Origin of the sequence: Mesorhizobium tamadayense, assembly GCF_003863365.1 — a bacterium.
GTDB lineage: Bacteria > Pseudomonadota > Alphaproteobacteria > Rhizobiales > Rhizobiaceae > Mesorhizobium > Mesorhizobium tamadayense.
Genome location: NZ_RQXT01000044.1, coordinates 1 through 24,684, shown reverse-complemented (window position 1 = coordinate 24,684; position 24,684 = coordinate 1). Strand labels below are relative to the sequence as shown.

The 24,684-nt window shown below is 60.8% G+C and carries 24 protein-coding genes; 12 read left to right on the top strand and 12 right to left on the bottom strand.

Annotation, left to right across the window (positions count from 1 at the left end; genetic code table 11):
- The first annotated feature begins 451 nt into the window (after positions 1-451).
- Positions 452-634 (top strand): hypothetical protein, encoded by a 183-nt coding sequence (locus tag EH240_RS27590; protein ID WP_125004531.1) that lies wholly within the window; start codon positions 452-454, stop codon positions 632-634.
- 445 nt (positions 635-1,079) lie between these two features.
- On the opposite strand, the gene EH240_RS27585 is transcribed toward EH240_RS27590, so the two are convergent.
- The 3 genes from EH240_RS27585 to EH240_RS27575 all read right to left on the bottom strand — a co-directional run bounded on the left by EH240_RS27585 (position 1,080) and on the right by EH240_RS27575 (position 2,485).
- Positions 1,080-1,310: a hypothetical protein gene (locus EH240_RS27585; RefSeq protein WP_125004529.1), complete on the bottom strand. Its 231-nt coding sequence runs from the start codon at positions 1,308-1,310 to the stop codon at positions 1,080-1,082.
- Between the two features lie 172 nt (positions 1,311-1,482).
- Positions 1,483-2,064: a hypothetical protein gene (locus EH240_RS27580; protein ID WP_125004527.1), complete on the bottom strand. Its 582-nt coding sequence runs from the start codon at positions 2,062-2,064 to the stop codon at positions 1,483-1,485.
- 127 nt (positions 2,065-2,191) lie between these two features.
- On the bottom strand, positions 2,192-2,485 hold the full coding sequence (locus EH240_RS27575; protein ID WP_245436410.1) for a ribbon-helix-helix domain-containing protein: 294 nt from the start codon (positions 2,483-2,485) through the stop codon (positions 2,192-2,194).
- Between the two features lie 106 nt (positions 2,486-2,591).
- Here EH240_RS27575 and EH240_RS27570 point away from each other — a divergent pair, with 106 nt between their 5' ends.
- Complete coding sequence (locus EH240_RS27570) at positions 2,592-3,389, top strand: hypothetical protein (protein ID WP_125004525.1); 798 nt, start codon at positions 2,592-2,594, stop codon at positions 3,387-3,389.
- Positions 3,390-3,837: 448 nt separating this feature from the next.
- Complete coding sequence (locus tag EH240_RS27565) at positions 3,838-4,197, top strand: hypothetical protein (RefSeq protein WP_125004523.1); 360 nt, start codon at positions 3,838-3,840, stop codon at positions 4,195-4,197.
- 47 nt (positions 4,198-4,244) lie between these two features.
- On the opposite strand, the gene EH240_RS27560 is transcribed toward EH240_RS27565, so the two are convergent.
- The 4 genes from EH240_RS27560 to EH240_RS27545 all read right to left on the bottom strand — a co-directional run bounded on the left by EH240_RS27560 (position 4,245) and on the right by EH240_RS27545 (position 9,970).
- Positions 4,245-4,664: a trypco2 family protein gene (locus EH240_RS27560; RefSeq protein ID WP_125004522.1), complete on the bottom strand. Its 420-nt coding sequence runs from the start codon at positions 4,662-4,664 to the stop codon at positions 4,245-4,247.
- A gap of 328 nt (positions 4,665-4,992) precedes the next feature.
- A complete protein-coding gene (locus tag EH240_RS27555; RefSeq protein WP_167484183.1) occupies positions 4,993-7,326 on the bottom strand; it encodes a trimethylamine N-oxide demethylase in 2,334 nt (777 codons plus the stop codon).
- 102 nt (positions 7,327-7,428) lie between these two features.
- Complete coding sequence (locus EH240_RS27550; protein WP_245436415.1) at positions 7,429-8,328, bottom strand: GlxA family transcriptional regulator; 900 nt, start codon at positions 8,326-8,328, stop codon at positions 7,429-7,431.
- A 301-nt stretch (positions 8,329-8,629) separates the two neighbouring features.
- Positions 8,630-9,970 (bottom strand): NAD(P)-binding domain-containing protein, encoded by a 1,341-nt coding sequence (locus EH240_RS27545; protein WP_125004516.1) that lies wholly within the window; start codon positions 9,968-9,970, stop codon positions 8,630-8,632.
- A gap of 177 nt (positions 9,971-10,147) precedes the next feature.
- Between EH240_RS27545 and EH240_RS27540 the strand changes: the two genes are divergently transcribed.
- Positions 10,148-11,464: an ABC transporter substrate-binding protein gene (locus tag EH240_RS27540; RefSeq protein ID WP_125004514.1), complete on the top strand. Its 1,317-nt coding sequence runs from the start codon at positions 10,148-10,150 to the stop codon at positions 11,462-11,464.
- On the opposite strand, the gene EH240_RS27535 is transcribed toward EH240_RS27540, so the two are convergent.
- On the bottom strand, positions 11,452-12,147 hold the full coding sequence (locus tag EH240_RS27535; RefSeq protein WP_206075332.1) for a FadR/GntR family transcriptional regulator: 696 nt from the start codon (positions 12,145-12,147) through the stop codon (positions 11,452-11,454). The genes EH240_RS27540 and EH240_RS27535 overlap by 13 nt on opposite strands.
- Between EH240_RS27535 and EH240_RS27530 the strand changes: the two genes are divergently transcribed.
- The 6 genes from EH240_RS27530 (at position 12,127) to EH240_RS27505 (ending at position 17,431) form a co-directional block, all read left to right on the top strand.
- Complete coding sequence (locus tag EH240_RS27530; RefSeq protein ID WP_167484177.1) at positions 12,127-12,474, top strand: hypothetical protein; 348 nt, start codon at positions 12,127-12,129, stop codon at positions 12,472-12,474. The two genes, EH240_RS27535 and EH240_RS27530, sit on opposite strands and share 21 nt — an antisense overlap.
- A 73-nt stretch (positions 12,475-12,547) precedes the next feature.
- Positions 12,548-13,681 carry an aminomethyl transferase family protein gene (locus EH240_RS27525; protein WP_125004508.1) on the top strand — a complete coding sequence of 378 codons (1,134 nt, stop codon included), beginning with the start codon at positions 12,548-12,550 and terminating at the stop codon, positions 13,679-13,681.
- A 71-nt stretch (positions 13,682-13,752) separates the two neighbouring features.
- A complete protein-coding gene (locus EH240_RS27520) occupies positions 13,753-14,352 on the top strand; it encodes a dimethylamine monooxygenase subunit DmmA family protein (protein WP_125004506.1) in 600 nt (199 codons plus the stop codon).
- The gene (locus tag EH240_RS27515) at positions 14,349-15,314 is read left to right on the top strand and encodes a PDR/VanB family oxidoreductase (RefSeq protein ID WP_125004504.1); all 966 of its coding nucleotides are present in this window, start codon (positions 14,349-14,351) and stop codon (positions 15,312-15,314) included. The genes EH240_RS27520 and EH240_RS27515 overlap by 4 nt, the downstream gene beginning before the upstream one ends.
- Before the next feature lie 16 nt (positions 15,315-15,330).
- On the top strand, positions 15,331-16,371 hold the full coding sequence (locus EH240_RS27510) for a heme-dependent oxidative N-demethylase family protein (protein ID WP_125004502.1): 1,041 nt from the start codon (positions 15,331-15,333) through the stop codon (positions 16,369-16,371).
- A 28-nt stretch (positions 16,372-16,399) separates the two neighbouring features.
- The gene (locus EH240_RS27505) at positions 16,400-17,431 is read left to right on the top strand and encodes a GlxA family transcriptional regulator (protein ID WP_206075331.1); all 1,032 of its coding nucleotides are present in this window, start codon (positions 16,400-16,402) and stop codon (positions 17,429-17,431) included.
- A 6-nt stretch (positions 17,432-17,437) separates the two neighbouring features.
- On the opposite strand, the gene EH240_RS27500 is transcribed toward EH240_RS27505, so the two are convergent.
- Genes EH240_RS27500 through EH240_RS27485 form a run of 4 tightly spaced genes read right to left on the bottom strand, consistent with a single transcriptional unit; the run spans position 17,438 to position 22,506 of the window.
- Positions 17,438-18,010 (bottom strand): sarcosine oxidase subunit gamma, encoded by a 573-nt coding sequence (locus EH240_RS27500; protein WP_125004500.1) that lies wholly within the window; start codon positions 18,008-18,010, stop codon positions 17,438-17,440.
- Positions 18,003-20,960: a sarcosine oxidase subunit alpha family protein gene (locus tag EH240_RS27495; protein ID WP_125004498.1), complete on the bottom strand. Its 2,958-nt coding sequence runs from the start codon at positions 20,958-20,960 to the stop codon at positions 18,003-18,005. The genes EH240_RS27500 and EH240_RS27495 overlap by 8 nt, the downstream gene beginning before the upstream one ends.
- Positions 20,957-21,244 carry a sarcosine oxidase subunit delta gene (locus EH240_RS27490; RefSeq protein WP_125004496.1) on the bottom strand — a complete coding sequence of 96 codons (288 nt, stop codon included), beginning with the start codon at positions 21,242-21,244 and terminating at the stop codon, positions 20,957-20,959. The genes EH240_RS27495 and EH240_RS27490 overlap by 4 nt, the downstream gene beginning before the upstream one ends.
- Before the next feature lie 11 nt (positions 21,245-21,255).
- Entirely contained in the window at positions 21,256-22,506 is a 1,251-nt protein-coding gene (locus EH240_RS27485) for a sarcosine oxidase subunit beta family protein (protein ID WP_125004494.1), read from the bottom strand.
- Positions 22,507-22,803: 297 nt separating this feature from the next.
- On the opposite strand from EH240_RS27485, the gene EH240_RS27480 reads away from it, so the two are divergent.
- Positions 22,804-23,994 (top strand): aminotransferase class V-fold PLP-dependent enzyme, encoded by a 1,191-nt coding sequence (locus tag EH240_RS27480; RefSeq protein WP_125004492.1) that lies wholly within the window; start codon positions 22,804-22,806, stop codon positions 23,992-23,994.
- A 10-nt stretch (positions 23,995-24,004) separates the two neighbouring features.
- Positions 24,005-24,684 (top strand): HpcH/HpaI aldolase/citrate lyase family protein (locus EH240_RS27475; protein ID WP_148101153.1); only part of this gene is annotated, 680 nt, incomplete at its 3' end.

Genomic DNA, 24,684 nt, shown 5'->3' with positions numbered 1-24,684 from the left:
ACGCTTCGGCGGTGCCAGCGGCCAGCTGAAACACGCGCTGGCGAGGCCCCGGCATCAAGCGGCTAGGCTACGAACTCCCGTTCCAGCGCAGTCTTTGCATGCAACGGACACCCAAGTTGGTGCGTCCCGCCGGGGCAGCAAGACCCGATACCCACTTTACGCAATCGAAGACCTTGCCAGCGCCATAGCAGCGCCGGCATTCAAGCCGTGTTGAATCCGTCAAAATGCCCCACACCAATTAGGCGTTCGCCCGAACGCGTTTGTCCCGCGGCTGATCTAGCAAAGCTTACAATTTAAGCAATGCGGAATGTATCCAGTCACGGAGGCGTGACATTGCGCCCAGGGCTGGGATAGCAGCAGCCCGGCGCACTCTGTCGGGGGTAGGACAGCAGGACCACCGGCGTTCTTCTTGGCCGTAGACCGATGCTGCGGCAAGGCGCATAATTCGTAAATGGCCTTCACGGTGATCTGGTACGGGAAACACGGCATTCTTGAAAAGACGCCCTTCGATACCGAGAAAGCGGCACGGGACCACGCGCTGGCGACCTTTCAAGATCGGAAGGCCGGTATTGTGGCGGTGGAAGTTCGCAAAGACGACGGTACGGTTGTATTCAGTCAAGCTGGGGGAAGCTAGCGCTCAATCCTCTCCTTTTAGACATTCCTCCGCAGCCTCACCCCATCGCCGCCGCCATTCTCGGGGATGAACTCGACGCCGGACGGGCACCGGTTGCTTGATAGTATATGCGCTCTGGCCAATATGCGCAGCATGTGAACGAAGGATGCCTTGGCTGGCGCCCGTGGAAGGTCGCTCTTCTACCTGTAGCTGGTCAAATCCGGATCGACGTCCTGCTATAATCCCGAATGGCCGTCCGAATAATGGTTGTCCTGGCGCTTCTTTTCGCCTTCGCCTACGGATTCGCAAAACTCGTGGAACACTATGGCGGCGTTGGCGACAGGCACCCTTCGTGTGAGCAATTGTCCGGTTGCCCTGACCCGAACGCGCCGCCTCCAGAGCCCGAGTTTAGGACGAGCTAGCGCAAAGCCAGACGGCAAGGATCGTGATCGGCCTACGCATATTTTCAGCCCTCGATAGTCCGCTCGATCGTGACTTTCTTGCCCCGTGAAAGCAGAACCAGCAGCCCGAGGATGATATCGCCGAACATCCAAAGCCAAAGCAGGATCCCGACGGCAATGGTCCCGCCGATCGCGGTCCCGGCCTGTGAGGCAGCGTCGGCCATGGCTTGGTAATGTTCACTGGAAATCTTGGCGGCGTAGAATATCCAGAGCCCCATCAGGCCGTTGAAGGCCAAAAAAACATCCACCAGAAGATCATTCCGAAGAAACCGCGCTTGCGGGTCTCAACGCGCTCTATGCGTGCCATGTTTAAGCCCCTCCCTCTATTTCCCCTAGGGCAGCATCGCGCGATGCGCGATCTTGCGCAAGTGCGAGCGCTATCGGGCGGTATCTGCCGATCAGACGGCGCTAAGAGGCGGCCTTTCGCACGACCTCGAAGAAGCGGTCCAGCGTCGAACCGTCGATCGCCAGTGTCCGCTCGCTTGCCTTCGCCGCCGTCGCGACTGTCGGGAACAGGTCCGGCGCCATCTTGAATAGGTTCTGACAAGAGTGCACTGGGCCATGCTTGGCGCAGTTAGCCGCTCGCTCCAGTTCGAGGATTTCCTTGGCGTAGGGGCTCTTTCCTCGCTGGCTTAGCCATCCCCGCGGGTGCCCGTAGGTTGCCCGTTTGAGTTCGGCGTTGCAATGCCGTTCCCAATGGTGAAACAGGGCAATGAGGAACGCCTTGCGGACAAAGTGCGCACCTCTGTCGGCCCGCTCTTCCAAGTCGCCGGCCTCATCATAAAGGCGGCCGACATAATCTTCCTCGTTGTCATCGTTTCGGTCAGGGAAGGCATCTGTCGGCCCAATACCAAGCCGCCGGCGCACTTCTTCCTCGATTTCATCCGGGCGGCTGCTAAGGGCTTGTGCAGCGGCCTTGTAGGCAGCCTGAATGTCATCCAGGGCTTGGAGAAAAAGCCAAGCACGAAACGCGTAGGGCAATGGCGCCACGGGGATATGGTCCGATCAAGCGTCGCGGACAGCGACCAGTCGGTTTCCCGCCTGCCCTCGATCCGCTGGCTTCGAGTTCCATCGCCGAGAATGGCGGGCGGCCCTGGGGGTGAGGCTTCGCCCGAGTTCACTCAGCCTTCAATACCTGATGTCTGATCAACCAGTCACGAATGATCAATCGAACGGCTTCAGGTCGCGAAACATCATGCTCGGCAACAAATTGATCGACGCCCGCGAGCATGTCCGGTTGAAGGCGGACCATGATTGGAACACCCTTGCCAGTTGGGGCCGGTCCGCGCCGTTTCTTTGATACCACGGTTTCTTGCTTTGGCATAAAAACTCTGATATCAGAATTCCCGTTCTGGCGGAAGCGCTGGAGCCTCACATGAAACCGAATTGGAGAAGATCCGATGCCGAACATCCATGTTCCGGCCGCCGGCGAAGCTATACCCGGCGCCGAGGGAAAGACCATCACAGGGCGGTTTTCCCGTCGTCTCCTGCTTGGCGCAATCGCTGCCATTCCCGCCATGGGCGCGGCTTCGGCTGCCCTGGCCGCCACCGTCGCCGCGCCTGCCGAGCATCCCGACGCCGAGCTGTTCCGGCTCGATCGCGAAATGGAGGAAGCCCACGCCAGGATGGAACTGGCGTCGATAGCCCAGCACGAGATCCACGGGCAGTGCGTGGCTCTTTACTCGCTGGAGCCGCCGAAGTGGGAAGAACCGCGCATGCCAGACGACGTAAAGGAGGCGTTCGCAGCCACGACGATTGGAGACACGTGGAACAACAAGCTCCCGGCCATCTGGGTCGCATGGACAAAGGAGGTCGAGGCGCAGAGAGCCACGTGTGAGGCCTTGAAGGAGGCCTACCTCGCCAAGATCGAGGAAATAGACCGAGCAAGGCTCTACCCTGCAGACGAAGCCTATGATGCCCGCGTCGACGAGATGTGGCAGGTCGGCCGTCGAATCTTCGCAACGCCGTCCGGGACGCTCGACGGGATGGTGATCAAGCTCCGAGCGTCCGACAGGCTCGGCTTCAATGATTTTCCAGACAATGAGGCCTTTCTGTCGATCGCCGCCGACATCAGGCGGCTTGCAAAGGCTGGGGCTTCGCCCTCTGAAGGGTCAACCCGGGTTGACTCCTCACCGGCCGCGTCGGGGGCGAGGAGCATCGACGAGAAGTTGGCATTGCTGCCCGAAGAGACGCAAGAACGCCTCAAGCGGGAGATGGTCCAGACCATCGACCATGTTCAGGGCATGATCGACGCCGGCGCCGGCCGGAACGCTATCCGCGCCTACATCAAAGGGGCCGGGCAGGCGACAGCGTGATGGGCAAGCAAACGCCAGACGCAAAGCTCTTGCGGCTCGAGGCCGAGTTCAACGCCGCCAGACGCGCGGCGCCAGAAGGCCACTACAAGAACTGCGGAACTCGAAGCGGAGCTCGATCGCCTTACAGCCCGCGTTCGCAAGGCCGAAAAGAAGGAGGCCAAGAAAGCCGCGGCAACGGCCGGCGCGTTTCAGCGTGTGATGCGGACTCGCGCAAAGAGCCTGGAGGGCTTGCACGCGAAGGTGAGGGTCCGGCGCCGCTGGAACACGGATGACGAGGTCAGCGAGATCATGATCCTCAAAAGCCTTGTCGACGACATAGTCGCTCAGGCCTGACGCTCAGGGCAAATTTGCACGAAGTGGCCCGCTGCCGATGGTGGCGGGCTTTTGTCATTGCCGGAACTTTCTTCCAATGGGGGCCGTTGAGCGATCGACGCGAAGGAGAAAACCGATGCCTGACACGAGCGACGAATCCTCAACGCCGAAGATAACCCAGAGCGAGGCTCAGGAGGCGCTTGAAAAGCAAGTCGCGCAATTAAAGCGCGAAATCAACAAGATCAATCGGATCCTGGCCGAGCGCGCCGAAGAGGCAGAGGAGGTGGCGGAAGGCTGGTATGAAACCGCTGCCGACCGCGCGGGCAAGACTGCTCAGGCGCTCCGAACCGGGGCTGAGTCGGTTTCGGGTGCCGTTCGAGAAAATCCGGGGATGGTTTCAACGGCGTTCATGGTCGGCGCCGGGTTGGGCCTGTTATTGGGCCTCACCCTAAACGAGGCCACCGCGCACGATCGGGATCGCTGGTTCTATAAGTAATTGCTGAGCGCATAATAAGAGGGCCGCTGCCTCATTGTGCGCGGCCTTCATGCAAGCCGCTTGCCCATTTCTTCTAAATGCCGACCCTGCGCTTGTCGAAGCCTCTCCCTGTTTTTGTCCTCGGCCCTGTCCACAGCCACTTTCTTCGATTGATCTCCGTCGGGCAACCGTAACGGCACTGCAAAAACGACCCTGCTAACCGTCTGTGATCGACTGTCCTTACCGCCCTCGGCACCGAGTCCCCAAACCCTGATCGACCCCTTGCCGCCGACAGTAGATTCCGCTGTTACGGCAACATCGAAGTCGACGCGCGCGAACACTCCGAACTCAGGAAGCACGGACAGATTGCTGCCCAGCACGCCAGGAAACGCGGCATTGACGTTCTTGCCGATCTCGGTGTCTTGCGCCTTGGCAGCGCCGGAAAGTATCTGGCGAAGCGTTTCGGATATGAATTCTTCAAGCTCCATTTTGATCCCCTTCCCATGTCGCGTCCATGTCGCATGGACCTGCCGATAGTGGCAGGGAACCCTTGGAAATCAACGGTAGTGGTTTGCAACATGGTGCGACATGAAATCAGCCACCCAGAAGCAGGAGGCTGCATCTAAGTGGCTGATTTAACTGGGAGAGTTTTGGTAGCGGAGGTCCGCTACCGCCGATCCCCCCGGCTGGAAGAGCCGGTGTTTGCCCTCGAATTCGAACGTATCCAGGCTTGATCTCGTCTTCCTGCCATTCGAACTGACGGAGAGAGGCGGAAGTTGTCCACCGCGGTCGCGATCTTTGCACCACATTCTTCCCTCACGATCTTGGTCTTTCCTTCTTGGGATCATAGTGGGCGAAGGGTACGATGCGGGCCGGCAGGCGCTTTTGGTGGCCGTCGAGCTTTCCGATCTCGACCTCGGTGCCGACTTCGGCATGCGTCGCGTCGATACGGGCTAGCGCAATATTCTTCTTCAGCACAGGCGAGCGCATCGATGAAGTGACGACGCCGATCTGGGCGCGGCCAATATGGATGCAGTCCCCGTGACCGACGGCGACGTTTGAATCGATGTCGAGACCGACCAGCTTGTGCCGCGGATGCTCCTTGCGCCGAATAAGCGCGTCGCGACCGATGAAGTCGTCTGTCTTGGTTTTGAGCGGCACGGTGAATCCGATGCCGGCTTCGAACGGATCCGTCTGGTCTGAGAATTCGTAATTTGCGAAGATAAGTCCAGCTTCGATGCGCACCATGTCCAGTGCAGCCAACCCCATGGGCTTCAGTCCGTGTGGCTGGCCAGCTGCCCACACGGCATCAAAAACCTTTTCGGCATCCCGCGGGTGGCACCATATCTCATAGCCGAGTTCGCCGGTGTATCCGGTGCGCGATACCACGACAGGGACGCCGCCGGCGTCGCCGATACGGCCGATGGTGAAGCGGAACCATTCGAGCTCGATGAGCGCCGGCTGGTGAGGCGGTGTCCGGACAATATCCTTTAGGATATCGCGGCTCCGCGGCCCTTGGACGGCAATGTTGTGCATTTGGTCGGTCGAAGAGCGGATCAACACTTTTAGGCCGAGCTTCTCCGCTTGCTCGCGCAGCCAGACGCCGGAATAGTCGTCACCGCAGATCCAGCGGAAATTGTCCTTGCCAAGCCGCAGCAGGGTACCATCGTCAATCATACCGCCATGCTCATAGCACATGGCGGTATAGACCACTTGCCCGACCCCCAATTTGCTGACGTCGCGGGTGAGCGCGTATTGCATCAGCGTTTCAGAATCCGGGCCAGTCACCTCGAACTTACGGAGCGCCGAAAGGTCCATCACCACCGCTTTTTCACGACAGGCCCAGTACTCCTCGATGGCGCCTTCCCTGGAAAATTCCTGGGGCAGCCAATAGCCCTTGTACTCGACGAAATTGCGCGTGTGCTTCGAGAAGCTCGGATGGAAGGCTGTCTCACGGGTCATTTTAGGTTCGGCCTCCGGGGTCGTGCGTCGTGCCATCGCGCGCAGAAATTTGTTCAGCCCGGAATAAGTCCGGACATGGATGTCAGTCGGGTTCCAGCCGTTGGCCGGAGTGGTGTCATCGGGGCAGGCGGAAGACACGCAGACGATGTCGGTCAACGCCCGCAGCAGCACGTAATCGCCCGGGCGTGACCAAGGCTCGTCGGAATACATCACGCCATGGGCATCGATGCCGGTGTTGAAGAAGAAGTTGACCGCCATCCAGCCTGCACGCGATGTCACGCCATGGGGAGCGAGCGCGCCGTTGAAGTTCTCAGAGCAGTTGATGTGACCCGGGTAGCCGATATCGTCATAGTATTTTGCATAGCAGGCCAGCGCAAAAGCGTCGTGCCGGCCACAGGTATCCTGAACCACCTCGACCAGTGGCTCGAAGTCTTGATCGAAATATTTCGCATGTAGGCCTGGCATCGGATAGGCATGGCCCATCAGCGAGCGGGTGGCGGTGACATCGAGGGCGAGATCGCGCCCCTTGTCGAGCTTGCGCGCCGAAAAACACTGGAAGTCGGTACACTGACGGCCATCGACGTCGATGATCTGAATATAGTCGCCGGCTTTGACGAAGTAGGCTTCGGCCGTGCTCGACTTTACCGTGAGGTCAAGCACTGTGTCGGCGAGCGGATCGGGCAGTTCAAATCTGCGGACCGAGCGTGCGGTGGGGTGGCTGACCAGAACTTCCAGCGGGGTTGTGGTGTCCTGGCTGTCGACCGCCATGGGCGCCCCTGGCGCAGCCACTGCAAGCATGCCGGATCGGTCGACGGTGAAGCTCTCTTCCGTCCCGGCCGGAGTGCCGCTGTCGAAAAACCGTACCGCCTCGACACGGCCAAGGTCGACTTTGCGCTGAGCAAGGCCAAGCCGGAATTTCCGCAGGCTCTCGTCACCATTGGCAAGCAATGACTTCAAACCCGAGGCATCGCTATTGGCGCGAGCACCGAGGATGCCGGGATCGATCCGCGCTTGGGCGTCAAAGGCAACCAGTTCGCAGGCCTGCCCACCTTCGAGATTGCGGATCGTGACGCGGTCGCCCGCCTCGATTTCGATGAGCGCAGCGCCCGAACCGGGTACTTGATAACGCTCCAGGGCGGGCACGAGCAGCCCGGGCTGCAGGATCAGGCTGGGTTTCGGCGGTCCCATCGTCACGGCAGGATAGTCCGCAAGCGTCACTGCCGCCTCCCATGGCTAGGCACACGATCGACGAGCACCCTTGAGTGCGTCCCTGAAGCCAGCATCAACGATTCATCCGGCCATTGAAAATCTTCGTTGGGAAGTCCCGGCAAGATCCAGTCCGAGCGCCGGATTCATCTGATGGCTGCGCCCGCTTGCGCGGGCTGCCAATCGTGTTTGATGCGGAGCGCATCCGTAGGCTTCGCGATAGACTTTGGAGAAGTGCGATGGCGAGATAAACCCACACGCCACCGCAACTTCCACGACCGGCAAGTTTGTGCTCACAAGAAGCAGGTGCGCGCGCTCCAGACGGAGCTCCAGGTAATATCGGTTCGGGGAGCGTCCTAGCTCTCTCTCGAAAAGTCTTTCAATCTGCCGGCGCGATATTCCACTTAACGCCACGAGATCGTCGACCGGCATAGGATCATCCAAGCTTGCCTCCATCAGGCCGATGACCTTCATCACTGCCTTGTGGTTAAGCTGGACACGAGAATGAAGAGGCAGGCGTTGCCGGTCTCCGGCCGAGCGCATGCGGAATGCGATAGCCTTTTCACAGATGCGATTGACGACGACTGAACCATGGTCGCGTTCAACCAGGTGCAAAAACATGTCGAAGGAGGCATCCCCACCCGAGCAGGTATGCAGATCTCCATCATGTTCAAACGCGGTCTGCGTGGACTCTATGCCCGGAAACTGCTCGCAAAACAGCGGAAGCTGTTCCCAGTGGACTGCGCAACGGCGTCCGTCTGCCAGTCCGGCCCGCGCAACAACGACGGTGCCACTGCCGATGCAGATGAGGGGAATGCGACGCATGCGACACTCCCTCAGCCATGCGTCGAGTTGCCTTTCCGGGCGCGGGATGGCGCTGCCGCCGCATATCACGGCGGCCGAGGTCAAGGTCGATTTTTGGGTTCTCTCCCGTTCATCTCTCAAGGTGGAGTCGATGCTGACGGTCAGCCGGCAGCTCGACATTACCGGTTGACCGTCCTCAGATATGACCTGCCAGCTGTAGACGTTCCTGCCGATTGCCTCGTTGGCCAACCTCAGTACTTCTATCGCGCAAGAGAAAGCTTGAAGCGAAAAGCCAGGCAAAAGGTAGAAACTAAACGACCTGTGTGCGGTCTGTGTAGTCAGCATCCCGGCTTCCTCCTCAGCTTTTGCCATTCTCTCTTAGTGAAGTTGTTCTTCTTCTCATCTGCCCGGAACCATGTTGAACTCGTCACGAGAGTGACGGTCCGCAGGGTTCCGGGACAAGTCACTGCGCAACGCAAGTTCAGTTGCGCAGATAGCTCTGCATTGTATCGTCCAGCGCGTCTTTCCACGGCGTATGATGCTTCGGCGCCATGGTACCGGTCATGACCGACCGGTAGCTGTTGTCGCGGAACGCCATGATGTCCTTGATCTTGTGCTTCTTCCACTGGAAGAAAGCCTCGTCGGCGCCGTCGACGTCGAAACTTGGATAATCGGTCTCGGCGATCAGCTCCTTGATATAGTTGCCTTGGTATCTGATCGCGTCATAGCTGTCCTCTCCCGCATCCTCGGCCGCGACCCGCTTCTCGACGTCGGCGATCAGATCGTTCTTGGACGCGGGCAGCTTAATCCTGCCGAGGATAACATCGCGCACCCACCAAGCCTGCGCATCGAACATATTGAAGGTGTACCACTGGTCCTGCATGCCGAGATAAAACAGCGCCGGGTTGTGGACGTAGGCTACGCCCTTGTAGAGATCCGCCGTGGCCAACCTGTTCGCGGTGCGCAGCCGCAAGTCGTCTGGCATGAACGGAAAATGGTGCTTGTAGCCGGTACAGAGAATGATCGCATTGACCGTCGCCGTCGAGCCATCCGTGAAGGTTGCGACGTTACCCTCGACCTTGGTCAGCAGCGGCACCTCCTTCCAGTTGGCCGGCCACTTGAAGCCCATGGCTTGCGTGCGGTGGCTGACCGTGACCGACTTGCAACCGTACTTCCAGCACTGGGAACCGATATCCTCGGCCGAGTAGCTGGTTCCGACGATCAGTATGTCCTGACCGACAAATTCTCGTGCGTCGCGGAAGTCGTGCGCATGCAGGATGCGACCATTGAATGTGTCGAACCCGGGGAATTCCGGCACGTTTGGCGTTGAGAAATGGCCCGATGCGACGATCACGTGATCGAACTCTTCCGAGTAGGATCGGTCATTGGGAAGATCTTGCACAAGCACGGTGAACCTGCGGGTCTCCGGACTCCAGGTCACATACCTGACGACGCTGGAGAAGCGTATCCACGGACGGACGCCCGCCTTCTTCACGCGCCCCTCGATGTAGTCGAACAACACGGCCCGGGGCGGATAGGAAGCAATCTGTTTGCCGAAGTGCTCCTCGAAGGTGTAGTCCGCGAATTCTAGACCCTCTTTGGGGCCGTTGGACCAGAGATAGCGATACATCGAGCCATGCACCGGCTCGCCAAATTCGTCCAGGCCTGTGCGCCACGTATAGTTCCACAACCCACCCCAATTCCTCTGCTTTTCGAAGCAGACAATTTCGGGAATCTCCGCTTTCGGCGCTGCGGACGCGAAGGCGCGCAACTGAGCCAAGCCGGACGGACCGGCACCAATGATGGCAATTTTCTTTTTCATGCTAATTCTCCCATTGGTCTAAACCAGTTTGTGGTATTGGTTCTTTTGGTTCAGACCAGTTAGGATCGAATTTGGAGCGTTGTCAACAAATATTCATATGGGGAAAGTAAATTTGCACATTCGCATCGCTTGCAGCAACCGAAATCTGGGCGGTGCCCGCTTGGGGAGAAGCGCCCAATGAGCCCGGCCAGTTTCTCGCAACGGATTGCCGTGAACGCCCAGACAAAACGGCTCAGCGTCGGGGCGCATCGGACAGTCAAGGTGGGATTTCTCGGGCCGCTCACGGGACCAATTCGCTCATGGGGGCTGCCTGGGCTGAATGGCTGCCGTATCTGGGTGGACTGGATCAATCGCACCGGAGGAATCTTGATCGGAGGAGCGCGCCACCATGTCCAGCTGCTCGCCGAGGATTGTGGTTATGATCCGGAACGGGCGGCAGAAGGCGCCCGACGCCTGGTGCAAGAGCACGGCGTGGGACTGCTGATGATGCTGGGTGGCGACACATTCCGTCCAATCCAGGACTATCTTATGTCCCGGAAGGTTCTGACCTCGACTCTGCTGCCGAGCGATCTTTCGCCCGACACGCCGTACCTGATCGCCCCAAGCGAGATCCATCCACTCTACAACGTCACGGCTGTCGAGTGGCTTGCACGCAACCGCCCCGATCTGCGGCGTGTGGCGATGTGCAGCCAGACTGATGCATTGGGACTGCCCTCGCTCGCCACCTACCGGGCTGCCTTTGCGGCAGAGGGTGTCGCGGCCGTGGGGGAAGTCCGTTACGCGCCCGAGGCCACAAACGCTGACGAGATAGTCGGCGCGATGCTGACCGGCAGTCCTGACATTCTGTGCTGGTGCACGAGCTACGAGCCGATGGTTCACGCATTGACAGAGGCTGCATACCGATCGGGATTCCGGGGGCAAATAATATCCTGCACCGCGGACAACTACCGCCGGTTGGCCGAGAGGACATCGGTCGAGTTCGTTGAGGGCTTTCTATTCCAGTTCCCGGATTTCGACGATCCGGAGCTCCGCGACAAAGCCTTCTTCTTCAATCGCCCCGCCGAATTCTTCGATGAGTACAATCGCCGCTTCCCGGACAGCTGGACCGCAGTGTCATGGGAATACGTTGCAACCCTGGACCTTTGGCATGCGGCGGTCGAAAAGGCCGGAACGGCAGCGCCAGTTTCGGTTCTCGCGGCGATGAAGCATGGCGGCCTTGGTGAGCACGCCTTCGGAATAGCCAAATGGTCCGGCTCGGACCTGTTCGGCAATGACAATGCGCTTATCGGCGATTGGCCGGTCGTGCGTATCACGAATGGGCAGGCGCGAATCGTCGCCTTCGGATCGATCCCAAACTGGCTGCGGCGGCACGGGACTCGGTTGCGCCAGGAACTGCGCGCGCTTGGGCTGATGTGGGATCAACGTCATCCCAGCGTGCCCGATGCGCTGCGGATTTCCGCTGGGCCCGCTGTGGTCAATCTTCAATCTTCTTGAAGGAGGAGCTTTTGCTCTTCGATCAAAAGCAGCTTGGCAAACTCGACCGCGCTCTCGATGTCCCGCGCGATGATCGCGTTGAGCAACGTGTTGTAACGTCGCTGATAGTCCTGGATCCGGCGAGGTGTCAGATGCCGCCGGTTGAGCGCGGCGCGAAAGCCTTGGCGTCGAGCCTGGATCAACAGGTCGTAGCAGGACGCAAGCAGCGGGTTTCCTGCTCCGCGGGCTACCTGGCGATGAAACTCTTCCTCGAGCCGGGCAAACTGGGCTGCGTCGGTCTGAACCATTTCCATCGCAGACAGAATCTCGCCCAGCCCTTCTATGGCTCGCGGCGACATGTTGATAATGGCGAGTCGCATCATCTCGGGCTCTATGATTCCGCGCATGACCAGGAGGTCGAGCGGACTCGTCTCCGCAGCAACGCCTCCCGCTGCATCGTCCGGGCCCGACTGTCCGGTCACAAAGCTACCGCTTCCGGCTCGGCGGCGGATAAAGCCGTGGGTTTCGAGTATGTCGAGCGCTTCGCGAACCGTGTTTCGAGCAACGCCAAGTTCGCTGGCCAGGGTTCGCTCCGAAGGCAGTCGTTCGTCGGCCGCGTATTGCTGAGAGCGTATTCGCGCCAGCAACGTATCCACCACGATCCGCACCGTGGCGCCTATCGAATGATCCACAATCAGAGCCAATGCTGCATCATGGTTTGGTGGCATCGCAACCTTCCTTTCTTGGCGACCGCCCGGAATTCATCAGAACTGCGCCATGACGACAATACCGTGATGCGCCGCGCCAACCCCGATATCCACGAGGACGCGCTTTTGCCGCATTTTCTGGCATCCATGCAAGCCGCAAGTCCCGCCCGTGACTGTGGCGATTTCGCTCGTTCGGATGATGAACTTCAGGGTGTGACGGTGCGTTTCCCAAGCTTTCTCGTCACCGTCCCTGGCTCAATTCGACAGCCGGCCTCACTGAGCCACTCTCCGATCGGCATTTTGCTGTCAGGAAAAAAATTTTAACAGCATTATTGATTTTCGCGATCCTTTCTCCCAAACTGGCTGCCAACAACAGATACAAAAAGGGGATAACGAAATGACCAATTCCTGGAGATTTTCCACGCTCGCCGATCGCCATCGTGCGCTTGGTTCGAAGCTTGAAGACTGGAGCGGCATGGGCACCGCCTGGCAATATTCGGGCGACCCGGAGCGCGAATATCTGGCGATCCGCACCAAGGCCGGCCTCATGGACGTTTCCGGCTTGAAGAAGGTGCACTTGAACGGCCCTGCGGCCAGCCACGTCATCGACCGCGCCACGACCCGCAATACCGAGAAGATCATGCCTGGCCGTTCGGTGTACGCGACCATGCTGAACGACGCTGGCAAGTTCATCGACGACTGCGTGATCTACCGCATGGGGCCGAACAGCTGGATGGTCGTTCACGGCTCGGGCGGCGCCCATGAACAACTCACGATGGCGGCTACGGGGCGCGACGTAGCCATCCGCTTCGATGACAATCTCCACGACCTGTCGCTGCAGGGGCCGCTTGCAGTCGACTACCTGCAGAAGCATGTGGAAGGCATCCGTAACCTGAACTACTTCAGCCATATGCACACCTCGCTCTTTGGTCTGCCCGTGACGATCTCGCGCACTGGCTACACGGGCGAGCGCGGCTATGAGATTTTCTGCCGCGGCCAGGATGCTCCCGCGATCTGGGACCGGATCCTGGAGGAGGGCGCGGGCATGGGCATCATCCCCTGTCGGTTCACGACGCTCGATCTGCTGAGGACCGAAAGCTATCTGCTGTTCTTCCCCTACGACAATTCGGAGAAGTATCCTTTCGAGAACGAAGGGCCCGGCGACACGCTGTGGGAACTTGGGCTCGACTTCACCGTCTCGCCCGGCAAGGTGGGCTTCCGCGGCGCCGAGGAACATTATCGGCTGAAGGGCAAGGAGCGCTTCAAGATCTATGGCGTCAAGCTCGAAGGCACGGCGCCGGCCGAGGAGGGCGCGCCGTTGCTGAAGGACGGCAAAAAGGTCGGCGTGGTGACGATCGGCATGTACTCCAGCCTCAATAGGCACAACATCGGCATTGCCCGCATGCCCGTGGACTGCGCGGTCGACGGCGTGAAGCTGACGGTCCAGAACTCAGCCAGTGAGATCCCCTGCGTTGCCCATTCGATGCCGTTTTTTGATGCTGAAAAGAAGCGTCGCACCGCCAAGGGATAGATCGCGGTGAGGTATCGGAAACAGGGTTCCAGCCCGCAGACCAACAACAACGGAGCCGAGGGTCAAAGTCAGTGTTAGAAGGCACGATTCCAAGCCGCCCCGTCTATGGCGCGCTGGAGATACGGCCGGGGCGGCTGCATCTGATAGTCGCCGACGCCGAAGGTGCAGAGGCGATTCTCGATCTAGCTGCCTCTGCGCCCCCCGATTTCTTCGCCGGGGCTCAGATCATTTATCTCCCCAAGAAGTCAGGGGACAAGTTCGTTGCCGGGCTGGAGCAACTTGCCCCTGCCCAACTCTATGTCGGGCCGAGCTACGAGGCCGCGCTTCCGCGGCTAAGGCGGGTCCTGGCAGGCGCGCATATGGGCCTGCAGGTTTATCTGGCGGGAACTGAGGGGTTAATGGGACAGGCAATGTTGGAGGCCACGCAGGCCGGAATCCCACATTCCGCGATCCAGGCTGAGCACCGCGGCTCGACTGTGCGCCGCGTGCAGTGCGTGCATTGCAAGGGTATCACTGAAGATGTGACGCACGATCCTTTCCGATGCGCCCATTGCGGGCTGCATCTGTTCGTGCGCGATCACTATTCGCGCCGCATTGCGGCCTTCCAGGGCGTGCGCGTCGACGCGGAAGATCCCGGCAACATTCCCGAATCGGTGGAGCGGTTCAGATGAGTGCAGGAGCCGCAAAAATACCCGTGACAGTGGCCGAGGTCACGCCCGTCAACGAGCTTGTCACCCGATTCAAGTTCGTTCGCCGCGATGGCGGTCCAATGCCTACTTTCTCGGGCGGTGCGCATACCGTCGTGGAGATGAACGACAAGGATCGCGTGCGTCGCAATCCCTACTCTATCATGAGCGATCCCGCCGACCGGGGCGGCTATTCGATCTCGATCCGCCGCGACGACAATGGAAGAGGCGGTTCGTTGTTCATGCACCGGCAGGTGAGGCCGGGGATGGAGATGGTCATCTCCAACCCAATCAATCTCTTCGCGCTGGATTTGCGGGCGCGAAAGCACCTGTTGCTTGCCGGAGGCATCGGCATCACGCCGTTCCTGGCACAGATCAAGCAACTCGCCGGCATGAATGGAAACTTCGAACTGCACTACTCCGTGCGGACAACATCCCTCGCTTCCTACGCGGACGAGCTTGCGGCCAACTATCGCCCGCGCGTTCATCTTTACCATGACGACCGGGGCGAGCAGATCGACTTGCCGGCACTGCTCGACGGGCAGCCGCTCGGCACCCACGTCTATGTCTGTGGGCCTAAAGGCATGATCGCCTGGGTGCGCAAGACCGCGACGGCGCTAGGGTGGCCGCGCGAGGCGGTGCATCACGAAGAATTCCTTGCACCTGCCTCAGGCAAGCCCTTCGAGGTCATGCTGGCGCGGTCGAACAAGATGATCCAGGTCGGCGAACATCAAAGCCTGCTTGAAGCGATCGAAGCAGCCGGCGTCGAGGCGCCATATCTGTGCCGCGGCGGAGCCTGCGGTCAGTGCGAGACGGACGTTCTCGAATATGAGGGAACGTTCCTGCACAAGGACCATTGGCTGACGCCCGCGCAATGTGCCAGCGGCACCAAGATCATGCCTTGCGTATCACGCTTCGAAGGCAAAACGCTGGTGCTGGATCGATAGCGAGGAGGACGCTGCAATGACTGTTATCTTCAAGGAAGAAACCTTCCACGACGACTTCACCTTCCGCAACTCGCCGGAGGCGGTCAAGCGTTTCCCGTTCCCGTTTCCCGAGGACAGCTACATGTACTCGGTGAACTTGGAGCCGCATAAGTCATACCGTCCGGGCAGCGTCTACGAGCGGACTTTCGACGTGGATGAGCACTATGTCTCGGAGATGCGCGACCGGGCCCGCGTCCTTGCCGAAGACCCGTTGCGCTGCCAGTCGCTGCCGCACATGACCTTGGCCGGCTGGGATCTGCTCGAGCTGATCATGACTTCGAAGGCGGAGGAGTATCCCGAGCTTTTCGAGCTGCACCGCGACGGTACCAAATGGCACTGGATCAACCGTCCGCTGGGCATCGAGCAGAAGTTCACCTTCCTCGATGAGACCACATTGCCCTATGGCCCGATGGAATACATCACGCGGCAGACCCAGGGCGACTTTGCGGTACTCGACCAACGCGACGACAACCTGTGGATGGACGCCGGCATGGTGACGACACAGGCCGACTGGAGCCTCGATTTCGACATCGGCATGAACTTCTTCGAGTGGCACGCCCCGGTGCCGAAAGCGCACGAGATGGGTATCTTCCAGCGCGCCTTGAAGTTCCTCCTGAACGTGCAGCAGGGCTCGCCGGCGCGCCGTCTAAACTGGACGATGACGGTCTATCCCTTGCTCGATACAAGCCCGGAGAACTATCACAAATGGGGCGTGATGAAGAAAGACCTGACCCTGGAGAACATGGGGCAAATGATGCATTTGCGCGTCGAGCTTCAGACCTTCTTCCGTCTCCCTCGCTCAAACGCCCTGGTGTTTCCGATCCGCTGCTACCTCATCAAGCTGGACGAACTGGTGACGGTGCCGAAATGGGCGAGGCGCTTCCATCGCGTCATCCGCGACCTGCCGACCGAGTTGGCCACCTATAAGGGCTTTGTCACCAATCGGCCCAAGATCGTGGAATGGCTGTCAAAGTATGACGACGGTGCCCCGACGTCGCCTGGCATTTGGCCGGACTGACCAGCCGTGCACAGCGCTAGGAAAAGACGTGGGAGTGGTTGCCTTGTTGCAACGAATGCCGCGTGACGAGCAAAGACATCTGGGCTTCCTGATCTTTCCAGGCTTCCCCATGGCATGCCTGACCTCAGCGATTGAGCCGTTGCGCGCGGCGAACGAAATCGTCGGACGAGACATTTTCTCATGGACCGTCATTGGTGAGACGGCAAGTCGCGTCGTCTCCAGCGCGGCTGTCGGGTTCGACCCCGACATCGGGCTGCAGGACCTGCCTGGCGTCGACCAACTCTATTTCCTTTCAGGGCCGAATGGACGCTTCCAGTCGCCTCGCACGGGCAATGCCGCGATACGCAGGCTCGCACGTCATGGCGCGGGGCTCGGCGCCTTCAGCGGCGGCATTTTTCCTCTCGCGCGCACCGGTCTGATGTCTGGGCACAAATGTGCCGTGCATTGGTGTTACGAGGCGGCGTTCAAGGCAGAATTTCCGGATGTCCAGGCCAGCGAGAAAGTCATCTGCGTAGATCGGCAACGGCTTACCGCGGCAGGAGCAACGGCCGTGTTCGATCTTATGCTGCAACTGATCCAGGATCGTCTGGGAGCTGAGGTCATGACCGAGGTTGCGTGCTGGTTCCAGCATCCCTTTGTGCGCGGCGAGGAGGCAGTCCAGAGAACGCCGGCACTGCGAAGCGACCGTACCGAGGACATGCTGCCCCCGCCCGTTGCCAAGGCGATACGACTCTTTGCGGAGCATGTGGAGGATCCGATCCAGATTGCGCGCGTCGCCAAGGCCGTGGACCTGTCCACGCGGCAGCTCGATCGCTCCTTCAGGCGCTCTACCGGGCAGAGCCCCCTCAAATATTACCGTCTGCTGCGGATGAAGAAAGCGCGGCAGATAGCTCTCTATTCCAACGATTCAATCACCGACATCGCGCTGGCCATTGGCTATGCAAGCACCACGCCCCTGGTGCGCCACTATGTCCAGACCTTTGGCGTAACGCCCCAAGAGGACCGCAAGGCGATCAACAGGTTCCGCGTCCGCGGCAACACACCGCTTCCAGCTGTCTAGGACTGCTCAAGCGACGGATCGGGCCGCCGCCACTAGCGCATGATGCAACGACGCTGCCGATGAACGCGGGCCAAGGATGCTGAACTGCAAACGCGCTTCGCGGCAGATGACGATACAACCGATATGTTCAATTGTTGTGCGGCTCGCCGCGCTGCCGGGCATGGCATAGACATCAAGCGCGCACAGCCGCTCAAATACGGCCGGCGCTGCTGGTCCCCCTACGTCGAAGCGCGCCCAGCCGTCAGTCTGTTCGGTGACAGAAGCACTATCGCCAAGGCCGTTCTTGACGATTCGCGCGACGTTCTCGTGGCTGGCGAAAGGCGCTTCGACGAACCACTGATCGACGCCGGTCCAGATCGCCGTGTAGGGCGTCTTTCCCGCGACCTTTCCAGGCCCAGGCATTTCGAATCCGAAGAAGCGCTTGGCGGCGGCGGCGAACTCTGCCTCTCGGTTCAGCCGGGAGGCTATTGAGGCCAATGCCGCACCGACGTTTTCGGCGATGCGGAATCCCGGCAGCTCATCGACGCGCGGCGTCGTTCCTCCGAGTGGCGTGGTGGAATGCAGACGATGCTCAGGCACGCAGGCGCTCTCCTTCCGGGTCGACGAAGTGCGGGCTTACAACCTCAACCTCGACCTCTTCGTTCTTCAGGGGGTTCACGGCCCGCAGCACTTCGCCCTTGCGAGCTGCTCCGTTCTTGAGGAATCCCAAGCCAACCGAATGGCAAAGGCTGGGAGAAAAGGCGACCGAGGTAATATAGCCTTGGTCGTTGGCGGCCTCCGCACGCTCGCGACCCGATATCAGATGCGATCCGGCGGTCAGTGGCCGTGCGACGTCCAGGGGGCGGAAGCCGACTAAGTTTAATGCATCGGGCTGGTTCAGTCCTTCGCGCTCGGAGAGGGTCGAGCCGATGCCGTCCTTCTTCTTGGATACCATGCCGCCCATGCCGAGATTGAGTGCGGTCGTGGTTCCGTTGAGCTCGTTACCGGCCGCATGGCCTTTCTCGATGCGCATGACGCCGAGCGCTTCGGTTCCATAGACGACCGCGCCGAACTCCTTGCCGGCGTCCACCAGAGCGCGGATCAGGGCATCGCCGTATCGTGTCGGCACGGCGATTTCGTAAGCCAGTTCGCCCGAGAACGATATGCGGAACAGTCGCGCCCGCAACCCGCCGCATACGCTGATCTCGCCGCAGGCCATATAGGGGAACGCTTCGTTGGAAATGTCATGTTGAGGATCGACGATCTTCTGCAGGAGCCGGCGTGCATTTGGCCCGGCGACGGAGAACTGCGCCCAGGCTTCGGTTGTTGAGATGATCTGCACGTCGAGATCCGGCCACAGGCACTGACGGCAGAACTCCATGTGCCGGAAGACGGCGACGGCGTTCGCCGTCGTTGTGGTCGTGACGAAGTGATCCTCCGCCAGCCGAGCGCTTGTGCCGTCGTCCATGGCCATGCCGTCCTCGCGCAGCATCAAGCCGTAGCGCACCTTGCCGACGGCCAGCTTCCCGAACGGGTTGGCATAGATGCGATTGAGGAACTCGGCCGCGTCCTTGCCCTGCACATCGATCTTGCCGAGCGTGGTGACATCACAGATGCCGACCGAGCTGCGCGTGGTGAGCACTTCACGGTCTACCGATTGGCGCCAGTGAATCTCACCGGGACGTGGCAGCCATTGCGCCCGGAGCCACATTCCTACCTCGACAAACACCGCGCCCTGCTCAGATGCCCATTTGTGGCTTGGCGTTAGCCGGGTCGGGCGAAAGTCGCGGCCGCAGGACCGGCCGGCCAGCGCGGCGATCGGCACCGGCGTGTAGGGCGGACGGTAGATCGTTGTTCCGGTCGCGGGAATGCTCCGGCCTGATATTTCCGCCATTACCACAAGGCCGAGCATATTGGACGTCTTGCCCTGGTCTGTCGCCATGCCAAGCGTCGTATAGCGCTTGAGGTGTTCAACCGAGCGGAAGCCCTCCTGGTGCGCGAGCTTGACGTCCTTGACGGTCACGTCGTTCTGAAGGTCGACCCACGCCCGGCCCTTGGCGCTGCCGACATGCCAGAGCGGCTCTATCCGGATTGGCTGGTCTTCGGCTTTTGGCGTATCTGCCGGCAAGGCCTTGATGCCGATTGCCGCTAGCGCCTCGCGCGCCGCGGCAGCGCCCGAGGTGAGGGCTGCCGCAGTCGAAAAGACGCCACGCGCCGCGCCTGCGACGGTCATGCCCGGCGGACAATTGCCAGGCACGAAGGCTGCGATCGACGGCTCCCAGTTCGGGCGACCGCGCTGGTGACACGTCAAATGAACGTTCGGATTCCACCCGCCTGAAACGCCGAGCGCCTCGCACGCAATGGTCCTCGTCTCGCCAGTGGAGAGCCGGACAGTGATTGAGGTAAGGCCGAGCCGGCCTTTCGTGTCGATCACCTGCGCACCCCGAAAATGGTCGGCGTCGGCTACTTTGGCGCCATCGGCGCGAGTGTCGATTACGGCCGAGACCTCGACACCCTTAGCCACGAGGTCCGCTGCCGTGCGCAGGCCGTCGTCATTGTTGGTGAAAACGGCGACCTTTCGTGCAGGCGCGGCAGCCCAGCGATTTACATAGCTGCGCAAGGCACCAGCCAACATGATCCCCGGTCTGTCATTGTTGGCGAAGGCGATGGGCCGTTCGGCAGCACCCGCGCAAAGCACCGCGCGCTTGGAATAGATTCGCCAGAAGATTTGTCGAGGTTTGCCGTGCGCACGATGCGCCAGGTGATCCGAGACACGCTCCAGCGCGCCATAGATGCCGTGGTCGAACGTTCCGATGATCGTCGTTCGTGTCATCAAGCGCACATTTGGCATGCTCAAGAGCTCGACCCGGGCGTGGTTACGCGCCCAATCGGTTCCGGACGTGTCACCAACGACGAAGGTTTCGCTGTTCAGCCGGCCGCCAATCTCGTAATCCTCGTCCGCCAGGATCACGCGTGCCCCCGCCCGTGCCGCCGTCAGCGCTGCCGCAAGCCCTGTGGGGCCGGCGCCGATTACTAGCAGGTCGCAATGCAGGAACCCCTTGTCGTAGACGTCGGGATCGGGTGCCATGGAAAGTCGACCCAGACCCGCGGCGCGCCGGATCAGTGGCTCATAGACCTTCTCCCAGAAGGCCTTCGGCCACATGAAGGTCTTGTAGTAGAAGCCGGCCGAGAAGAAGGGAGAGAGGAGGTCATTGATACCCAGTGCATCGAAGGCGAGCGAGGGCCAGCGGTTCTGGCTGGTCGCGGACAGGCCCTCGAAAAGCTCTGTCACGGTGGCGCGTGTGTTGGGTTCGCGAAATGCCCCCTGGCGCAACTCCACCAGAGCGTTCGGCTCGTCGGAGCCTGCCGTCAGTGGGCCGCGCGGCCGGTGATACTTAAACGACCGCCCCATGAGCCTCTCGCCGTTCGCCAGCAGCGCCGAAGCCAGCGTGTCGCCTGCAAAACCTGTGTAGCGTTTGTTGTCGAAGCTGAAGCTTATGCCGCGGGAGCGGTCGATCAACCCACCCGCAAGCCGGTTAGCCTGGCTCATTTGCTGCGCCCTCTCGCTCGCGCGACATCGCGCGCCAGTTCTACCGATGTGATCTCATGGGTGACGGTGTTTCGGGTAACCACGAGCCAACTCCGGTCGCCCTGCTCATGGAACCAGAGCTCTCGGTGCATGCCGGCCGGATTGTCGCGCAGGTAAAGATACTCGTAGAAGCGGTCTAAGGCTTCGCTCGCCTGCCAGTCGGGTCTGTCGATCAGGGTAGCATCGCCCAGATAGACAAATTCCTGCGCATCGCGCGGTCCGAGCAAGGGATGGTTGATGATCATCTCCGTGAGCCTCAGTGCAGGTTTGGTTGGGCGCCCATGCCTTTTTCGTCGATCATCAATCCCTTGCGGAAGCGGTCGAAACGATAGGCTGCGGCGTTGGGATGCGGCATGTCGGTGGCGAGCAGGTGCGCGAAGCACCAGCCGGATGCAGGCGTGGCCTTGAACCCGCCATAGCACCAGCCGCCGTTGAAATAGAGACCTTCAATGTCGGTCCGGTCGATGATGGGCGAGCCATCCATCGACATGTCCATGATACCGCCCCAACTGCGAAGCAGCCGTGCTCGTCCGATCATCGGCATCAGACTCATGCCGCCCTCACAGACATCCTCGATGACGGGAAGGTTGCCGCGCTGGGCGTAGGAATTGTAGCCGTCGATGTCGCCGCCAAAGACCAGGCCGCCCTTGTCGGATTGGCTGACATAGAAATGGCCGGCTCCGTAGGTGATCACGCCAGGCAGAAGCGGCTTCAGCCCCTCCGAGACAAAGGCCTGGAGGACATGGCTTTCGATCGGCAGACGCATCCCGGCTTTTGCCATCACTTGGGAGGATGCGCCGGCAACGGCGCAGCCAACTTTCTTCGCGCCGATGAAGCCCCGGGTGGTCTCGACGCCCAGGCACTTGCCATTTTCGATGCGGAAGCCGGTGACCTCGCAGTTCTGTATTATGTCAACACCGTGCGTGTCGGCGCCGCGGGCATAGCCCCAGGCGACGGCGTCGTGACGCACGGTGCCGCCGCGCGGTTGCAGCAGCCCCCCTTTGATCGGGAAGCGGGCATTGTCGAAGTTGAGGAACGGCGCGATCCTTCGCACACCTTCCCGGTCGAGCAGCACCGCGTCGACCCCGTGCAGCCGCATAGCGTTGCCGCGGCGGGTAAAAGCATCCCGCTGCGCGTCCGTGTGACAGAGATTGAGCACGCCACGCTGGCTGACCATGGCATTGTAGTTGAAATCCTGCTCCAGCCCTTCCCAAAGCTTCATGGAGAATTCGTAGAAGGGCTCGTTGCCGGGCAAAAGGTAGTTGGAACGGACGATGGTGGTGTTACGGCCGACGTTGCCGCTGCCGATCCAGCCTTTCTCGACGACCGCTACATTTGCCTCGCCGAACTCCTTGGCAAGGTAGTATGCCGTGGCAAGCCCGTGGCCGCCTCCGCCGATCACCACGATATCGTAGCTCCGCTTTGGTTCCGGTTCGCGCCACACAGGCTTCCAGCCACGGTGGCCCGTTAGCGCCTGAGCAATGATCTTAAAGCCGGAGTAGCGCATCGCTTCCTCTTCTTACGATTTCTTTGTATTTTCAGGAATCTAGGGCCATCCGTCACGTCGATTTCGGACGACCACCCTTCCATTTCGGACATGCCGGGCATGTCCACGGGCATGGCGTTGGAACGCGACTGAACGACTTCGTTTGACTATCGAAGCGCAAACCATCCGGTCGGGTAGGAGAAAACCTATCCGGCTCAGAGATCATTTTCTATCCGGACAGGTGTTGTTGGTGGTTGGCCATCGATCGATGCTCCTCGCATGACAATCGCGGGTCAGCCGCTTGTCGAGGAGGATTTCATGGCCGGTTACAACCATCTTTTCATCCCAGGACCCACCAATGTGCCGGAGGCTGTTCGCCAGGCCATGAACCTGCCGATGGAGGACATGCGCGCCGCCTCCTTTCCCAATCTCACGCTGCCGCTGTTTGAGGACATCAAACGAGTCTTCAAGAACGAGACCGGCCGCGTCTTCATCTATCCCTCGTCCGGCACGGGCGCCTGGGAAGCGGCGATGACCAACGTGCTCAGCCCCGGCGACCGGGTGCTGATGTCGCGCTTCGGCCAGTTCTCGCATCTGTGGGTCGACATGGCCGAGCGCCTCGGCTTCGACGTCGACGTCATCGACTGCCAATGGGGAACCGGCGTCCCGCTCGACCTCTATGCGGAGAGGCTGCGGGCGGACAAGGCGCACCGCATCAAGGCGGTCTTCTGCACGCAGAACGAGACCGCGACCGGCGTCACCAGCGACGTCGCCGGCTGCCGCGCCGTGCTCGACGCCGCGAACCACCCTGCTCTGCTCTTCGTCGACGGCGTTTCGTCGATCGGCTCGATCGACTTCCGCCAGGAGGAATGGCGCGTCGATTGCGCCGTCAGCGGCTCGCAGAAAGGCTTCATGCTGCCCGCCGGCCTCGGTTTCCTGTCGGTCAGCAAGAAGGCGCTGGCCGCGTCGCGGGTTGCGACCCACCAGCACTGCTTCTTCTCCTTCGAGGACATGATCCGCGCCAACGACGCCGGCTACTTCCCTTACACGCCCGCCACGCAGTTGCTGCGCGGCCTGCGCGCCTCGCTCGACCTGATCGCCGGGGAAGGGCTGGAGAACATTTTTGCCCGCCACCACCGCCTGGCCGAAGGTGTGCGCAAGGCGGTCGACGCCTGGGGGCTGAAGCTCTGTGCCAAGGCGCCGCAATGGCACTCCGATACGGTGAGCGCCATCCTGGTGCCCGAAGGCATCGACAGCGCCGATGTCGTCAAGCGCGCCTACCGCACCTATCAGACGTCGCTCGGCGGCGGCCTCAACAAGGTGTTCGGCAAGGTCTTCCGCATCGGTCATCTCGGCTGGCTGAACGAGGTGATGGTCTGCGCTTCGCTGTCGGCAGCCGAAATGGCGCTGCTCGATTGCGGCGTGCGCCTGGCACCGGGCTCGGGCGTGGCGGCCGCGATCGAGCATTTCCGGCGCACCGCCGCAATGCCGGTCGCCGAGGCGGCGTGAGGAGCAGACGATGAGCCACACCATCAACCACCTCAAGAAACTGCGGCTCCAGCGCAGCGAGCTGGCGGTTCCGGGCTCGAGCCCCGAAATGATCGACAAGGCGGCCAACAGCGCCGCCGACTTCGTCTTCCTCGACATCGAGGACGCGGTCGCGCCGCCCGACAAGGAGCGCGCCCGCAAGAACATTATTCAAGCGCTGAATGACATCGACTGGCGCGCCAAGGGCAAGACCGTCTCGGTGCGCATCAACGGCCTCGATACGCATTACATGTATCGCGACGTGGTCGACGTCATGGAGCAGGCGGGCGACCGCCTCGACACCATCCTGGTGCCGAAGGTCGGCGTGCCGGCCGACCTCTATATGGTCGAGGCGCTGGTCAACCAGATCGAGATGGCCAGGGGTTTCAAGACCCGCGTCGGCCTCGAAGCGCTGATCGAGACCGCGCTCGGCATGGCCAATGTCGAGGCGATCGCCGCCACGCCCGGCCGGCTGGAGGCGATGCATTTCGGCGTCGCCGACTATGCCGCGAGCAACAAGGCGCGCACCGTCAACATCGGCGGCCTCAACCCCGACTATCCCGGCGACCAGTGGCACTTCGCGCTGTCGCGGATGACGGTCGCCTGCCGAGCTTATGGGCTGCGCGCCATCGACGGACCGTTCGGCGATTTCTCCGACCCGGAAGGCTACAC

Coding starts and splice junctions, on each gene's coding strand:
- EH240_RS27560 (WP_125004522.1), bottom strand. CDS start 4,664: ATGGAGCTTGAAGAATTCATATCCGAAACGCTTCGCCAGATACTTTCC.
- EH240_RS27490 (WP_125004496.1), bottom strand. CDS start 21,244: ATGATCATCAACCATCCCTTGCTCGGACCGCGCGATGCGCAGGAATTT.
- EH240_RS27540 (WP_125004514.1), top strand. CDS start 10,148: ATGAGCCCGGCCAGTTTCTCGCAACGGATTGCCGTGAACGCCCAGACA.
- EH240_RS27555 (WP_167484183.1), bottom strand. CDS start 7,326: ATGGGACCGCCGAAACCCAGCCTGATCCTGCAGCCCGGGCTGCTCGTG.
- EH240_RS27590 (WP_125004531.1), top strand. CDS start 452: ATGGCCTTCACGGTGATCTGGTACGGGAAACACGGCATTCTTGAAAAG.
- EH240_RS27480 (WP_125004492.1), top strand. CDS start 22,804: ATGGCCGGTTACAACCATCTTTTCATCCCAGGACCCACCAATGTGCCG.
- EH240_RS27495 (WP_125004498.1), bottom strand. CDS start 20,960: ATGAGCCAGGCTAACCGGCTTGCGGGTGGGTTGATCGACCGCTCCCGC.
- EH240_RS27550 (WP_245436415.1), bottom strand. CDS start 8,328: ATGTCGAGCTGCCGGCTGACCGTCAGCATCGACTCCACCTTGAGAGAT.
- EH240_RS27485 (WP_125004494.1), bottom strand. CDS start 22,506: ATGCGCTACTCCGGCTTTAAGATCATTGCTCAGGCGCTAACGGGCCAC.
- EH240_RS27565 (WP_125004523.1), top strand. CDS start 3,838: ATGCCTGACACGAGCGACGAATCCTCAACGCCGAAGATAACCCAGAGC.
- EH240_RS27510 (WP_125004502.1), top strand. CDS start 15,331: ATGACTGTTATCTTCAAGGAAGAAACCTTCCACGACGACTTCACCTTC.
- EH240_RS27575 (WP_245436410.1), bottom strand. CDS start 2,485: ATGTTCGGCATCGGATCTTCTCCAATTCGGTTTCATGTGAGGCTCCAG.
- EH240_RS27530 (WP_167484177.1), top strand. CDS start 12,127: ATGATCCACAATCAGAGCCAATGCTGCATCATGGTTTGGTGGCATCGC.
- EH240_RS27525 (WP_125004508.1), top strand. CDS start 12,548: ATGACCAATTCCTGGAGATTTTCCACGCTCGCCGATCGCCATCGTGCG.
- EH240_RS27545 (WP_125004516.1), bottom strand. CDS start 9,970: ATGAAAAAGAAAATTGCCATCATTGGTGCCGGTCCGTCCGGCTTGGCT.
- EH240_RS27515 (WP_125004504.1), top strand. CDS start 14,349: ATGAGTGCAGGAGCCGCAAAAATACCCGTGACAGTGGCCGAGGTCACG.
- EH240_RS27570 (WP_125004525.1), top strand. CDS start 2,592: ATGGGCGCGGCTTCGGCTGCCCTGGCCGCCACCGTCGCCGCGCCTGCC.